Here is a 13,300-nt window from a genome sequence, read left to right as displayed (position 1 = left end):
TTCCGACTTCCCTAAAAAGTTGGAAATCTTGTTTTAAATTCTATAGAGTTAAGACCTGTTCTAATTGTAGAATGAACTAAATCATCCTACAATTATAGTATTAAGCTGCTACAGATGCTCTTTCTCTATAGTGGGCATCTAACCAACAGCGTGGTAATTTTTCCCCAGAGGGAAATACTAATTCTACTTTTTGATAAATGTCCGTTTCCTGTTCTTCTTGTCCTTCTTGTTCTTGGGCATGAACAGTTTTAATGGTGGGGTCTAATAGTTCTTGAATATCAACTATTTTCACCAAATCACGACTGTCTTTAATTTGTAAAAACATCTTGATTAACCTCCATAATTTAAATGTGTAAACTTGCCAATGGAAAGAAAATGAGATTAAATTTCCCGTTGATATTTTTCGACAATATCTACCAAGGTAACTTGGCATTGCAGCGGTAATAAATTAATTAAAGATAATTCCTTTCTGCCACCACCGACTTTAACGGTGATAGATTCTAAAGCAGCAATTACCTTGTCTTCATTAACGCTTTTAGAAGTAATTAAAGGATATAATTTTTCGGCAACAACATTATGCAGTTTGGCATCAGATAGATAAAGATGCCATTTTGCAATATCTATATAAACACTTTCACCAATTTCTGCAGCTAGGGTTTCCAGTAATTCCGTAGTGTTAGTTTTAGCCATCAATATAGCCTCACGTGAAAAGTAATAATTTCGATTCCCTATTCCCCTACATTATTACTCAACTAGCTAGGTTTAATCTACCACCACAGGTGAGAATGCCCTAGCTTGATTTTCTTTCTTTAGGTAGATTTCGGTGGGGTTTGGTCGTAATTAGCGATCGCACCAATGTAAATTAGATGCAGCAGTAATACTCCTACCCAACCAATTGTTACCCCAGGAAGCCATTCCCAGGGAGTATTTTTCAAAATGTGGAAAAACCACAACCCCGAATTGACAGTTGCACAAATACCGACATGAACAGCGAAATTCATGCGGTCATCTAATTTACGAAAATCTGGATCTTGACGATCTGGTTTGCGAGGCCAACGAGGAGGCATAAAAATAAATGTTTGTAACAGCAGTTAACGCACCTTAACTATTCTAGAGTGTTTGGGGTGGACTTTGATAACCTCTATTACCAATCTGGGGATTAAAAATCTTGATAGTGTTTCCCAGATGGTAATATAGGCTATGAACTATGCACAGTTGACTTAACATAGCTGCTAGTACCAAACTCGCTGCCTCTGGCACTAGGTACTAAAGTCCAGCCAGCTTTCAAGAGTTTTTGATAAGTCGCCCAACCCTTAGAACCACGAGGAACACGATAATCTGGAACTGAAAATTGCGGAAAAGCTGTGTAAGGTCGCCAAGGTTGTCCCGGTGTAGTTTGCAAGTACAAGATCTTTTCATCATCGCTACTAGACTTAGATAACCAGCACATTTGTCGAAGCATGGTAAACTCCTTAATTTCTTAGCTGAAATATCGCAATGAGGCTAACTGCGGATATTTAGTATTATGGAAAAGGGTTGTAAAAGTATTTTTTGGTCCCAATCTAAAATCCCAAATTGGTATAACAGGTTTGTGTTATGTCATACTGAATTGTGATCAGGTTGTTCTGTCCTTATATTGAGGCCGTAAAAATTATTTTGCCAGGTAAACTCCTGTAGGCTGCTGTTTATGAAGATGCAGAAATGAACAAAAACAATGGTATTTTGAGTTCTTGGTTTTTTCTGCTAGGTGAATATCTTGATCATAATATCCACAGTTGCCAGAATTGTATGTATCCATAGTTACGATTTTCTAAAAATTCTCAAAAATTTATTGATCATGAATGTTTGCTAAAATTACCTATAGAAATTCGGCGGGGGAATATCGCAGAACAAGTTTTAGCCTTTACTCAAAACCATAATAGCGATTTGGAAAATGATAACTAAACTTACTGATGTTCAAAATCTCCTCTCAGATCTAATTTCCCGCCATTCCTCTCGTGTGGATTATTTGATGATTCGCTTAGAAGAAGCCGAGGGAACAGACATTGTATTGCGTGGTGATAAAGTGGAAACTCTCAGCGAGGGGATTTCCATTGGTGGCCATGTTCGTACTTGTTATAAAGGTGGTTGGGGATTAAGTAGTTTTAATAAATTAGCAACTATTGAAGAACGCATAGAAGAAGCCATTGCCGCCGCCCGGATGGTGGGTGATGAAGAAACTATACTTGCAGCAATTGACCCCATACAAGACCTGTGTAAGTTACCTCTTATGGGTACTGATCCCCGACAAATTCCGCTGAAGCAGAAAAAACAATTATGCGATCGCTATACTGAATTACTTAAAACATTTGATCACCGAATTACTACCACATCCGTTCATTATAGTGACAGTGCCCAAAGAGTAATTATTGTCACATCCGAAGGAACTTTTATTGATCAATCCTGGGTAGATATGGAAATGCGCTTTGCAGCTACAGCAAGGAATGGAGACACAGTTCAAACTGGTAGAGAAACCATCGGTTCCCGCAAAGCTTACGAAGACTTAACTAATTTAGACAAGCAAGTGAAAGGTGCAGCGGAAAGAGCAGTTACGTCTTTATCTTTACCATCTGTCAAAGGTAATACTTATACCGTAGTTATTGATCCCATTCTCAGCGGCTTATTTGTTCATGAAGCCTTTGGACATCTTTCCGAAGCAGATATGGCCTATGAAAACCCTGATATTCTGGAAGTTATGACTTTAGGGCGACGTTTTGGACCCAAAGAACTACAAATATTTGATGGTGCTGCACCCCAAGGACATCGCGGTAGTTATTTTTACGACGATGAAGGTACACCTGCCACAACTACCCAATTAATTGAAGATGGTGTATTAGTTGGTAGACTGCATTCCCGTGAAACTGCTGGTAAACTAGCAGAGAAACCCACAGGTAATGCCCGTTGTCTTAATTATCACTATTCCCCTATTGTGAGAATGACAAACACCTGGATTGAACGCGGGAAAACCCCAGTCGCAGATTTATTCACTGGCATTAAAGAAGGGGTTTATGCCCAAAATTGGTTAGGGGGAATGACAAATGGGGAAATGTTCACTTTCAGCGCCGGGGAAGCTTGGATGATTAGAAATGGCAAAATTGCTGAACCAGTAAAAGATGTCACCCTTTCCGGTAACGTTTTCCAAACCCTCGCCGATATTGAGGCTATTGGTGATGATTTTTACTGGGATGAATCCGGGGGTTGTGGCAAAGGAGGACAAAATGGTTTACCGGTGGGTTGCGGTGGTCCCAGTTTGCGAATTCGAGATGTAGTAGTGGGAGGTGAAAGTGGAGAATAGTTCTTCCTTATCAAGATTTACTATAACAGATTTTTGAGTGTAAGTCAATAGTCTTAACTGATAAAACGCGAAAAAATTATTAACATACCTGAATGATCTAAAAAGTTGGGCATTTGAGTTTTAAGATTTTGCGGAGATGTTTAACAATAATCGCCGATAATACCAAATTACCACTGTTAATTCAGGTGTGGATGTGACACTTAACAACTGCCATAAATGGGAATTGCTGCACCGCGGACATCAATAGCTGCTTCGGAAGCGAGAAAGCAAATCACTTGAGCGATAGATTCCGCTTTTACCCATTTATCAGCAGCTTCTTCACCCATAGCTGTCCTATTTTTGGGGGTATCAATAACACTGGGAAGAATAGTATTAGCCGTAATATTAGTACCTTTAGTTTCAGATGCGATCGCTTTTGTTAAAGCGATGACACCAGCTTTAGAGGCAGAATAAGCCGCTAAATTGGCAGCAGGTTCAACACCAGCACGAGAACTTACCGTAATAATGCGACCATAGCCGTTTTCCAACATACGTTTAAGGCTATATTTGCAAGTCAAAAAAGTTGTGTTTAAGTTTAAATCTAATTCCTGTTTCCAATCATAAAAGCTATATTCATGAGTTTTTCCCATAGAAAAACCGCCGACTAAATGAATTAATACATCTACTTTTGTCATGCACCTGACCAGTTTCTCCACTGAGGCCTCATCTTGTAAATTAGCAGGAATAAAGTTAATTTTAGCAAAATCCCCAGGGGAAATAATTTCTTTGAGACGTTCTACATCTTTCGGACTACGATAAGGAATAGTCACATCTGCACCTTGGGCTATAACTGCGGGTGTTACTCCTAAACCGAGTCCTCCCGTGCCTCCTGTAAGTAAAACTTGTTTGCCTTTCATAAAAAGATGCACTCCTTAAAGTAGGTTAGCGTTAAAAATTGTCGTTATAGCAATAGTCTCAGGGATTTTACATTTCTTTACACAGCTTGGATTTTTTGGACTTTTTATACTGCTGTTTCTTGTTTCTTAATATAATAGAGACGCGTAATTTCGCATCTCTAATTTGAGAAACTATTTAAAGCTGTGGTTGTAGATGTTTTACTAACTGTGCGGCTTGCATAACACCTTCAATTTTATCTACGGGCTTTCCTTGTTTAAATAACACCAGGGTTGGTAAGGCCGAAATTTGATACTGACTTGCCAAATTTGCATATTTTTCCGTATCAATCTTGACAATTCGTAACTTATCTTTTAATTGGCTGTTGACTTCTTCTAAAATTGGCACCATCATTTGACAAGGACCACACCATTCAGCATAAAAGTCTACTAGCACGGGTAAATCTGTGCCAGAAAGCATTTCCTCAAAGCTATTGAATTGTCTTTTAGTTGTCATAACAGGCACTAATTTTTAATTAACAGTTTGTTTTTATGTTAGTTCTTAGAATCTAGAATTTGTATATGTTTATATTTTTTACAGATCTCCGATTTCCTCAAGAAGGCGGAGATCTGGATAGTTAAGCTATACTCAAAAAACTAGGTTCTAAGTCTGTACCTCACCTAACCCCTCCCCATAGTCTTACATTGTTAAAGATTGGGGATTGGTTTCAATCAACTTCGCTAAGTTTTGCAGGAATCCAGCGGCATCTGCACCGTAAATAATGCGATGATCACAGGTAATAGTAACTTGCATTTGTTGACGGACACTAAATAATCCATCAGGTGTAGCGACTACTTGAGGACGTGACGCACCAATGGCTAAGATAGCACCTTGTCCGGGCGGTAAAATGGCATCAAAGGTATCTACACCAAACATTCCTAAATTGGAAAGGGTGAAAGTACCACTGTTGTATTCTGCTGGTTGTAGCTGTTTTGTTCTAGCGCGTTCTACTAAAGATTTCCAGTTGCGAGATAAAGAGTAGATATCAACTGCATCAGCATTTTGTAAAACGGGTGTGATTAAACCACCATCATCCATGGCCACGGCGACAGAAACATTAATGTGAGGATGATGGACAACGCCTTGCTCTGAGTAGCTGGCATTGAGGATAGGATGTTTTTGCAATGTTATGGCTACAGCTTTGGCTAATAGCGCAGTCATTGTCACACCTTTGGATTTAATTTGTTTGTAAAGTTTATCGAGTCCATCAGTGTTAATTGTGTAACTAACACGGAATACAGGTACAGATAAACTGGCTACCATGCCTCGAATTACGGCATTTTGCAAGGTAGTAAATGGCACTACTTGACCGGGAGCGGTACTATTAACCACGGGTGCAGGTACAGGTACGGATACAGGTGCGGATACAGGTACGGCTACTGGTATAGGTATGACGACATTTGCAGGTGCGGAAGTGATGACAGGGGTAGTAACGGGCTGAACCTTACCAACCGCAACTTCTACATCTTCAGCAACAATACGACCGTAGGGACCACTACCTGCGAGGGTGCTTAAATCTACTTTGAGTTCTTTAGCTAATTTGCGGGCGCGGGGTGAAACTACGACTCTGCCTGGTTGATGGTTAGAACCGTTTTGTGATGGGTCCACAGGGGCAGCGACTGGGGCTGTGGTAACTGGTACGGGTGTGGGGGTTGCAGCAGCACCACCTGCATTAGCTAAGGATTTGGCTAGGGGTATTTCTGCTTCTGTTTCCACAACGTAAGCGATGGCTGCGCCGACGGGGGCGGTTTCACCTGCAGGAACAATAATATGGGCGAGATATCCTTCATAAAAGGTTTCTACATCCATATCAGCTTTATCTGATTCGACAACCACCACCGTTTCGCCTTTCTCTACTTTATCTCCCGGCGACTTGACCCAGGAGACAATTTTGCCTTCGGTCATGGTGGAACTCAGCGCCGGCATAAATACTTCGTTAATGCTCATGATATGGTGGTTTCAGAATCAATAATATATGGACTTGAATCTCTGAATTTTAACAGTTTTGTGATCAGGTTGGTGATTTTTTAGAAAAAAAGGAGTAGTGTTGATTACAATCTTTTTTGGCAACCTGTACAACTATTTTATTTAAGGGGATTTAGTGAGAAGATAGTTCTTCCTCGTCGGGACTATGATAACAAATTTAAATTTGTTTGTCAACCCCCCCGTAAAATATTTTTGCGTCGGTATGATAGTATAGATCAGAACTAGTGATCTAATAATACCGCCGACTCCAGGGAGAAGTCGGGGAGCTTGTTGTTTAGATATCGCCGCGAATTTCTTCAACGATACCATCGCGGAGGACAACTTCAACCTGCATTTTACTAATCAAGTTATCACCTGGTTCGATACGGAAAAAGCTTTCCATTTGAAATTGGTTGACTTCTTGATCTAATTCCAACAATTGTACTTGCTGGAGGTTTTGCAGCATTTGATTTTTCTGGTCTAGAAGTTCACTTTTCTTTTGATTGACTTGTAATTGAATGTTATCGATTTGTTGAAGTGTTTGAGGCCCTGGTGGTTGAAAACTCTGTTTTTGAATGGCGCTAATTGCTCTTTGTGCTTCCAGGTCTAGTTGTTGAAGTTGTTGGTCAATTTGATTAATTTGCTCTTGTAATTGCTGTTGTACTTCCTCTTTCCAGAGGGTAGTAACTATCGCTTTGACATTAATCGGGCGTTTTAAAAGCAATTGCGGGTTGGATACATCCATAAAGATTGTAGGTTGAGTATTAATAGTTTGTTGTGTGGAGAAGAGTCGGGAGAAAGAAAAATTCTGTTTTGGTTTCTTATCTCCCCGTAAAATTCTGAAAAAAATCTGCGGCTTGGGAAATTACTTAGCAAACATTATATCAATAATATCGCTATATCGTTCCATAACAATGTGACGACGGATTTTGAGTGTTTGTGTCATTAACCCGTTTTCAATTGAGAATTGTTCCTCAATAAGTTTAAAAGGTACAATACGGTCGTCGACTCGATAGCCGGGACGGTTTTGGACTTCCCGATTTAATTCTTGACGAAACAAATCCTGGACTATTTTACTCTCTAAGTCAATCTTTTGACTATGATTTTGAGTATCTGCCCATTTTGCTAGAGCTTCTAGATTAGGAACAATCAGAGCGCCAATGCTACGTTGATCTTGTCCTACTAACATGATTTGGTCAATATAGGGTGATCTCAAACAAGCATCTTCTATGGGTTGAGGTTCGATATTTTCCCCGTTGGTTAAAACAATAGTATCTTTTGCTCTACCTGTTAATACTAAGTCATTTTCAGGAGTTACCCAGCCTAAATCACCGCTATCAAACCAACCTTCTGGGTCTATGACCTTGTTTGTGGCTTCGGGATTTTGATAATAGCCTTGCATGATTTGTGGACCTTTGAGCAGGACTAAACCCCGTGTTCCTACGGGTAGGGGTTGACGGGTTTCTGGATGAACAATTTTTACTTCTGTACCGGGAATTGGTTGTCCTGAAGAACCCCGTAGATTTCGCCAAGGACGACGAGCGTTAGTTACTGGTGAGGTTTCTGTTAAACCATAACCTTGTAAAATTTCCACACCAACAATCTCAAAAAAGTTATCTATATATCCAGGTAGAGCGCCACCACCACTAATAACGTGCTTGATATTTCCGCCTGTGGCTTCTCGGACTTTAGTATAAACTAATTTTTGACCAATTGCATGAAATGGCAATAAACCCAATTCTAGGATTTTGGCTTGGGAACGGGCAATAACTGAAGCATGAATATGATTTAAACTCAATCCCTGGGAAATACGGCGTGCTTCTACATATTTCTGGCTCATTTCTAGTAAAAACTTCACCAAGCTTTGTTTTTTGGCTGGTTGTTCTCGGAATTGCTTTTGCACTCCTTCATAAATTGATTCCCATAGTCGGGGAACAGCAATCATATAATTAGGTTTAAATTTCTTTAAATCCCCTTTAACAGAACGCAAATTAGTGTAAATTTGAGTACATCCTTGAGAAAGCAAGAAATACTCACCGCTACGTTCATAACTATGCCATGTGGGTAAAATACTGAGGGCAATATCTCCTTTTTTTGGCTGTACCACTATTCCCAAGGTTTTAACTTGATGGAGTAAATTTCTGTGGGACAGCATTACACCCTTGGGTTTTCCCGTAGTTCCAGATGTATAAATTAAAGTTGCTAATGCTTCTGTGTCAATCTGAACGGGTATTAAAGTGTTATGACTACCAATTTCTATTAACTGGGAAAAATTCACCACTTGAAAATTCATTTCTGTGGGTGGTATTTCATCAGAGAGAATAACTACCAGTTTAATTGGTAATTCGTTTAGTCTATCCCCTAGCTTATTCAGAGTTTTTATATCTTCAACTACTAGGGCTGTACTGCCACTATGGGTAATGATATAGAGTAATTCTTCTCTTTCTGCTTGGGCACTACGGACTGCATTTACTGCTCCAGTAGTCATGATACCTTGATCAGCAATAAACCAGCGAGGACTGTTATCAGCAATTAGAGAAACCCGTTCACCATAGGGAAGATTTTCGCTATGGTTCATATTGATACCTAGTACCTGTAACCCGATTGCAAATTGTTGAATTAGATCTGACAATTGACTGTAGGTAATTTTTAATTCTGGTTGAGAATGGGGATTATGTAGAGCAATAATATTACCAAATTTCCTGGCTGCTAAAGGCCAAATTTCTGGTAGTGACTTGATATTTGTGTAATCTACTAAACCCTGTAAGGCCAGCTTTTCTCGCTTGGAAATGTTATCTAGGAAAGAATTTACAGGTTGTGTCATAAATAGTGCTTTCAGGTGTGATTAATAAAGGTATTTAATCTTTAGTTTACACATTATTGAATGATCATTACTGAATAGTGATCGTTCCATTTGGAAAAATCTATGCTAAACTAATTTTATATAGACTAAATACTATGGTTAAGTCTTATTGTACTTTCATATATTTTAAGACTATCCAAGCTGCTCCTATGTAATTTCGTTTGGGAATAATTCCCTATGGATTTGATGGATATATTATTACTTACTCTCATTAATGCTGGAACTTGTTTAGCTTTGCCTAAGCTAATATCTATGATTGTAGTTCGTAGATCTCAAGAAGCTTCATCATTTTTTGTTGATTCTGGTTACAAATCTGATAAAATGGGAATAACCAGTTTTCCCTATTGTACGGTTTACGCATTAACAGGTAGTGAATTTTGTAAATTTAGCCCGCGCTTTTGTAATCAATGTTCTCCTAATTAAAGAGAATATTAGCACATATCTGAGCTTTGGGCGCGGAAACTGCGCCCCTGCTGGATTTATATTTAATTTACTTATGTAATCTCAAAGATATTTAAAAATCCAAAGTTGCTCAAATGTATTGTTTGTAGGGAAAAATGAAGATATCTCAATCATCAATAGTCATAAGAAGGAGTTATTTATGAATTTAATGGATGGTATATTTTTAACACTGCTGAATGCAGCTATTTGTTTGATGTTACCTAAGCTACTATCTGTGGCTTTATCTACTAAGAATTAAAAGTCAATATCATCTTTAAGAGATTTCTGTTTTTCCCGTCGCCATTTCGCTCTAACTAAGCGAATTTCGTCAAAACTGTAGCTTTCTCCTAAATTTTCTCGAATGGGTGTTAGCGCAATATCACCAACTATTTCTAAGACGTTCCAGATTTTTTTCTGGCGTTCTAATGGTACTAATTGACTTAGATCTAAAGATTGTTTTTTCTCAATTAAATCTGAGAGATGACGGATAATTGTAGTGGGGCGAATATTACGTTTTTGGGCGATTTCTTCAATACTCAAACCTTGTTTATATAACTCTAATGTTGTTAATTCTGTATCCGAGGGTGACTGAGAAGGAGGAGACAAATTAACTCGATTAATGGTATTTTGTTGTAATCCCTGTTCTTGACGATAAGCCTGAATTTCTGCTAAGAATCTTTCACCATATTGGGATAATTTATGACTACCAACCCCAGAAAGATTACCAAATTCATCTAAGGTTCTGGGTTGCATCTGTGCCATTAATTTTAAGGTAGAATCATGGAAGATAACGTAGGGTGGTACTGCTTGTTCGTCTGCGACTTGTTTACGAAGCGATCGCAATTTTTGCATGAGAATTTCCACATCTGCGGGTTTGCTATTTCCATCTTCCCAGGTTATTTTTTGTGCTAGGGGAACAGCAATAGAAACTGGACGTTGTTTTCGCATGACTTCCCAACTTAAAGCATTAAGTTTGAGAACTGAATAACCGTCTGCTGTTTGTTCTAATAAACCTTGATGTAATAGTGATCTTCCTAACATCTTCCATTCGTCTAATGTTTTATCTTTGCCAATTCCATAGGTAGAAAGTTGATCATGTTTATTAACAACTATTTTCTGATTTTTCGCACCTCTTAATACATCAATGATATGTAACATTCCAAATCTTTCTTTACATCTAGCTACACAAGATAGAAATTTCATGGCTTCAATTGTCCAATCTTGCATAGGTTTGGGATAACGACAATTATCACAATTACCGCAATTTCCGGGAAATCTTTCCCCAAAATAACTTAATTGAATTGTGCGTCTACAGTCTGTTCCTTCTGCATAATCTATAACTTGTCTTAATTGCTGTTTAGCTATTAATTGTTCTTGAGGATCGGTTTTTTGATTAATACTCCATTCTATGGTTTTAATATCACCATAATTGAAAAAAAGTGTACATTTAGAAGGTTCATTATCTCTACCAGCACGACCGGATTCTTGATAGTAACTTTCCAAATTTCGGGGTAAATCGGAATGAATAACAAAGCGAACATCAGGTTTATTAATACCCATTCCAAAGGCAATTGTGGCTACCATGACCCGGATATCATCTCTAATAAATCGAGTTTGATTTTTTGATCTTTCCTCATCACTTAAACCAGCATGATAAGGTAAAACTGAAATCTTATCATTTTGGAGTTTTAAAGTTAGTTCGTCAACTTTTTTGCGAGTTAAACAATAAATAATTCCTGAACCTTGATTTTCTCTAACTATTTCTAATATTTCAGAATAGGGATTTTTACTTTTGGTTCTAACTTCATAATAAAGATTTTGACGGTTAAAACTAGCAATATGAACACTTGGTTGTTTTAATCCTAATTGTTCAATAATATCGGCTTTAACTCTATCTGTAGCCGTAGCTGTTAAGGCTATAGTAGGAACATTTGGATAACGTTTTCTGAGTAGTCTTAATTGCCGATATTCTGGACGGAAATCATGGCCCCATTCTGAGACACAATGGGCTTCATCTATGGCAAAGGTAGAAATTCCTATTTTTTCTCTAACTACATCTAGAAGGGGCAAAAATCGGTCGCTAATCAAACGTTCTGGGGCTACATAAAGTAATTTTATTTTACCATTCATGATCGCTTCTTCACGAGAGCGAACTTTATGAACGTTAAGACTACTATTAAGAAATGTGGCAGAAATGTTATTAGTTCGCAGTGCTTCTACTTGATCTTGCATTAAGGCTATTAATGGTGATACTACTACTGTTAAACCGGGTTTTAAAAGTGCAGGTAATTGAAAGCACAGAGATTTACCTCCACCGGTGGGCATAATTACCATTAAATCACGATTTTCTAGAGCATCTTCAATAATTTGCCTTTGTCCAGGACGAAATTGATCGTAACCAAAATGATGTTTTAGGGCTTGTTCTAAGTGGGGGTACTGAAGCATGGTAGATGGTTGTCGCGTGTCTGAGTTGTGATGAGGATATTAGAATTTTAACGCACATTGGGGAATGGGGAACGTTAGAATTTATAGATAGGAAAATCTCAGAATCAGGATATCCAGGATGAAAATAGGGATTTGATCACCAATTACTGATTACCCATTAGCAGCCTTAACTAGGTATATAGCAATATGGGTTATTATAGAACATCAAAAGTACAAAATCAACTAATAACTGCTACTAAGTAAGGTCAATAAACATGACGCAAGAATTAATGGAATTAAGACAAAGTATCTTAGAAGGGCGTTATGATGATGCTTTGGAAATTGTTGATGATTTGGAGGAGATGAGTAAACAGGGAACTTTGCGAAAAATAGAAGCTTTTTTAGTGAGGTTGGTTATTCATTTGATTAAAAATCAAATTGAACAGCGTTTAACTAATTCTTGGATTGCTTCAATTTCTGATTCTGTGATTCAAATTGCCAAATTGAATATTAAAGATAATCAAAAATCCTATTATATTAAATCTGATCAATGGGGTGAATATTTAGCAGAAGCTCTAGAAATGGCAATTCGTCCCGCTAGTGCGGAGATTTTTGGTGGGACTTTAAAACCGAGTCAAGTTTCTCAAAGATTACAAGAAAAAGCATTAATTGATTTTGCGGAAAATCTTTTGTTGTTAACTTATGAATATCAACCTAAAGAGTTAGCAAAGATGATTGATAATTATTTAGCAGAATTACCGGGAGGTGAAGATTGGTTTGAGTAATTTTGGTAAAACTAAGTTGTTTGAAGATAGTGAAGTAATGAATAACCAACTTGGCGTAGATATCAGAAGTGTTGCCTTCATGATGATAAGATATTGAATAAACCACATACAGGTTTAATGATTATGTGGGATTTGATGGAGGAGAAAAAACTCGATGGATTAAACCCTCAAATCCATTCAGAGCAATGATTTGAAGGATATTTTCGATAAAATAGCATATAGGGAGCGGTAGAGCCAAAACTATTAATAACAATAGTAATGATTCAGGAAATTTCTTTAGCAAAAGGAACTTATCAAAGTGTCGTTGAGTCTTTGATTGCCCATTTTAAAACAGTGCAATAGCATAAGCATAAGCTCTGACTTATCAGTTCGCTATTCTTTTCTGTGGATGTCAATCCTCTGATAACGAAGTCAGGGGATGGATATAAAATTTGCACATCACATTATAAATTTTTGTTACACAAAACCTATACATTCAAGCCAGAAGATGCTACAGTGATCATACCATGCGCCAATTAAATTCTAGGTATACCAATGCAGAGCCATGAAACCTCT

12 protein-coding genes are annotated in these 13,300 nt (G+C 37.9%); 2 read left to right on the top strand and 10 right to left on the bottom strand.

The genetic code is table 11. From position 1 onward, the window contains the following. Positions 1-100: 100 nt before the first annotated feature. The 4 genes from H6G44_RS10340 to H6G44_RS10325 all read right to left on the bottom strand — a co-directional run bounded on the left by H6G44_RS10340 (position 101) and on the right by H6G44_RS10325 (position 1,462). Positions 101-325, bottom strand: a complete 225-nt coding sequence (locus tag H6G44_RS10340; protein ID WP_190385688.1) for an acetyltransferase — start codon at positions 323-325, stop codon at positions 101-103. Between the two features lie 56 nt (positions 326-381). Then, on the bottom strand, positions 382-690 hold the full coding sequence (locus tag H6G44_RS10335) for a DUF3181 family protein (RefSeq protein WP_190385687.1): 309 nt from the start codon (positions 688-690) through the stop codon (positions 382-384). A gap of 119 nt (positions 691-809) precedes the next feature. Continuing rightward, positions 810-1,067, bottom strand: a complete 258-nt coding sequence (locus H6G44_RS10330) for a hypothetical protein (RefSeq protein ID WP_190385686.1) — start codon at positions 1,065-1,067, stop codon at positions 810-812. Positions 1,068-1,198: 131 nt separating this feature from the next. Further along, entirely contained in the window at positions 1,199-1,462 is a 264-nt protein-coding gene (locus tag H6G44_RS10325) for a hypothetical protein (protein ID WP_190385685.1), read from the bottom strand. A gap of 471 nt (positions 1,463-1,933) precedes the next feature. On the opposite strand from H6G44_RS10325, the gene H6G44_RS10320 reads away from it, so the two are divergent. After that, a complete protein-coding gene (locus tag H6G44_RS10320) occupies positions 1,934-3,334 on the top strand; it encodes a TldD/PmbA family protein (RefSeq protein WP_190385684.1) in 1,401 nt (466 codons plus the stop codon). Positions 3,335-3,534: 200 nt separating this feature from the next. Here the strand turns inward: H6G44_RS10320 and fabG are convergent, their stop codons facing one another. The 6 genes from fabG to recQ form a co-directional block, all read right to left on the bottom strand. Beyond that, a complete protein-coding gene (fabG, locus tag H6G44_RS10315) occupies positions 3,535-4,230 on the bottom strand; it encodes a 3-oxoacyl-ACP reductase FabG (protein ID WP_190385683.1) in 696 nt (231 codons plus the stop codon). 175 nt (positions 4,231-4,405) lie between these two features. After that, on the bottom strand, positions 4,406-4,723 hold the full coding sequence (trxA, locus tag H6G44_RS10310) for a thioredoxin (RefSeq protein ID WP_190385682.1): 318 nt from the start codon (positions 4,721-4,723) through the stop codon (positions 4,406-4,408). 183 nt (positions 4,724-4,906) lie between these two features. Next, positions 4,907-6,214 carry a dihydrolipoamide acetyltransferase family protein gene (locus H6G44_RS10305; protein ID WP_190385681.1) on the bottom strand — a complete coding sequence of 436 codons (1,308 nt, stop codon included), beginning with the start codon at positions 6,212-6,214 and terminating at the stop codon, positions 4,907-4,909. A 313-nt stretch (positions 6,215-6,527) separates the two neighbouring features. Next, positions 6,528-6,977, bottom strand: a complete 450-nt coding sequence (locus H6G44_RS10300; RefSeq protein ID WP_190385680.1) for a YlqD family protein — start codon at positions 6,975-6,977, stop codon at positions 6,528-6,530. Between the two features lie 120 nt (positions 6,978-7,097). Beyond that, positions 7,098-9,056, bottom strand: a complete 1,959-nt coding sequence (locus H6G44_RS10295) for an AMP-dependent synthetase/ligase (RefSeq protein ID WP_190385679.1) — start codon at positions 9,054-9,056, stop codon at positions 7,098-7,100. Between the two features lie 735 nt (positions 9,057-9,791). After that, positions 9,792-11,981 carry a DNA helicase RecQ gene (gene recQ / locus H6G44_RS10290; RefSeq protein WP_190385678.1) on the bottom strand — a complete coding sequence of 730 codons (2,190 nt, stop codon included), beginning with the start codon at positions 11,979-11,981 and terminating at the stop codon, positions 9,792-9,794. A gap of 254 nt (positions 11,982-12,235) precedes the next feature. Here recQ and H6G44_RS10285 point away from each other — a divergent pair, with 254 nt between their 5' ends. After that, positions 12,236-12,745, top strand: coding sequence for a DUF29 family protein (locus tag H6G44_RS10285; RefSeq protein ID WP_190385677.1), 510 nt, complete (start codon positions 12,236-12,238; stop codon positions 12,743-12,745). Positions 12,746-13,300: the final 555 nt, after the last annotated feature.

Origin of the sequence: Aphanizomenon flos-aquae FACHB-1287 (assembly GCF_014698755.1) — a bacterium.
In the GTDB taxonomy this organism is placed as follows: Bacteria; Cyanobacteriota; Cyanobacteriia; order Cyanobacteriales; family Nostocaceae; genus Dolichospermum; species Dolichospermum flosaquae.
The sequence above is the reverse complement of the archived record's forward strand: the minus strand, read 5'-3'. Positions and strand labels throughout refer to the sequence as shown.

Bases quoted from the DNA above. Each gene is read 5' to 3' on its own strand.
- H6G44_RS10330 (WP_190385686.1), bottom strand. From the start codon at position 1,067: ATGCCTCCTCGTTGGCCTCGCAAACCAGATCGTCAAGATCCAGATTTT.
- H6G44_RS10285 (WP_190385677.1), top strand. From the start codon at position 12,236: ATGACGCAAGAATTAATGGAATTAAGACAAAGTATCTTAGAAGGGCGT.
- H6G44_RS10340 (WP_190385688.1), bottom strand. From the start codon at position 325: ATGTTTTTACAAATTAAAGACAGTCGTGATTTGGTGAAAATAGTTGAT.
- H6G44_RS10325 (WP_190385685.1), bottom strand. From the start codon at position 1,462: ATGCTTCGACAAATGTGCTGGTTATCTAAGTCTAGTAGCGATGATGAA.
- trxA (WP_190385682.1), bottom strand. From the start codon at position 4,723: ATGACAACTAAAAGACAATTCAATAGCTTTGAGGAAATGCTTTCTGGC.
- H6G44_RS10320 (WP_190385684.1), top strand. From the start codon at position 1,934: ATGATAACTAAACTTACTGATGTTCAAAATCTCCTCTCAGATCTAATT.
- H6G44_RS10300 (WP_190385680.1), bottom strand. From the start codon at position 6,977: ATGGATGTATCCAACCCGCAATTGCTTTTAAAACGCCCGATTAATGTC.
- H6G44_RS10305 (WP_190385681.1), bottom strand. From the start codon at position 6,214: ATGAGCATTAACGAAGTATTTATGCCGGCGCTGAGTTCCACCATGACC.
- recQ (WP_190385678.1), bottom strand. From the start codon at position 11,981: ATGCTTCAGTACCCCCACTTAGAACAAGCCCTAAAACATCATTTTGGT.
- H6G44_RS10335 (WP_190385687.1), bottom strand. From the start codon at position 690: ATGGCTAAAACTAACACTACGGAATTACTGGAAACCCTAGCTGCAGAA.
- fabG (WP_190385683.1), bottom strand. From the start codon at position 4,230: ATGAAAGGCAAACAAGTTTTACTTACAGGAGGCACGGGAGGACTCGGT.
- H6G44_RS10295 (WP_190385679.1), bottom strand. From the start codon at position 9,056: ATGACACAACCTGTAAATTCTTTCCTAGATAACATTTCCAAGCGAGAA.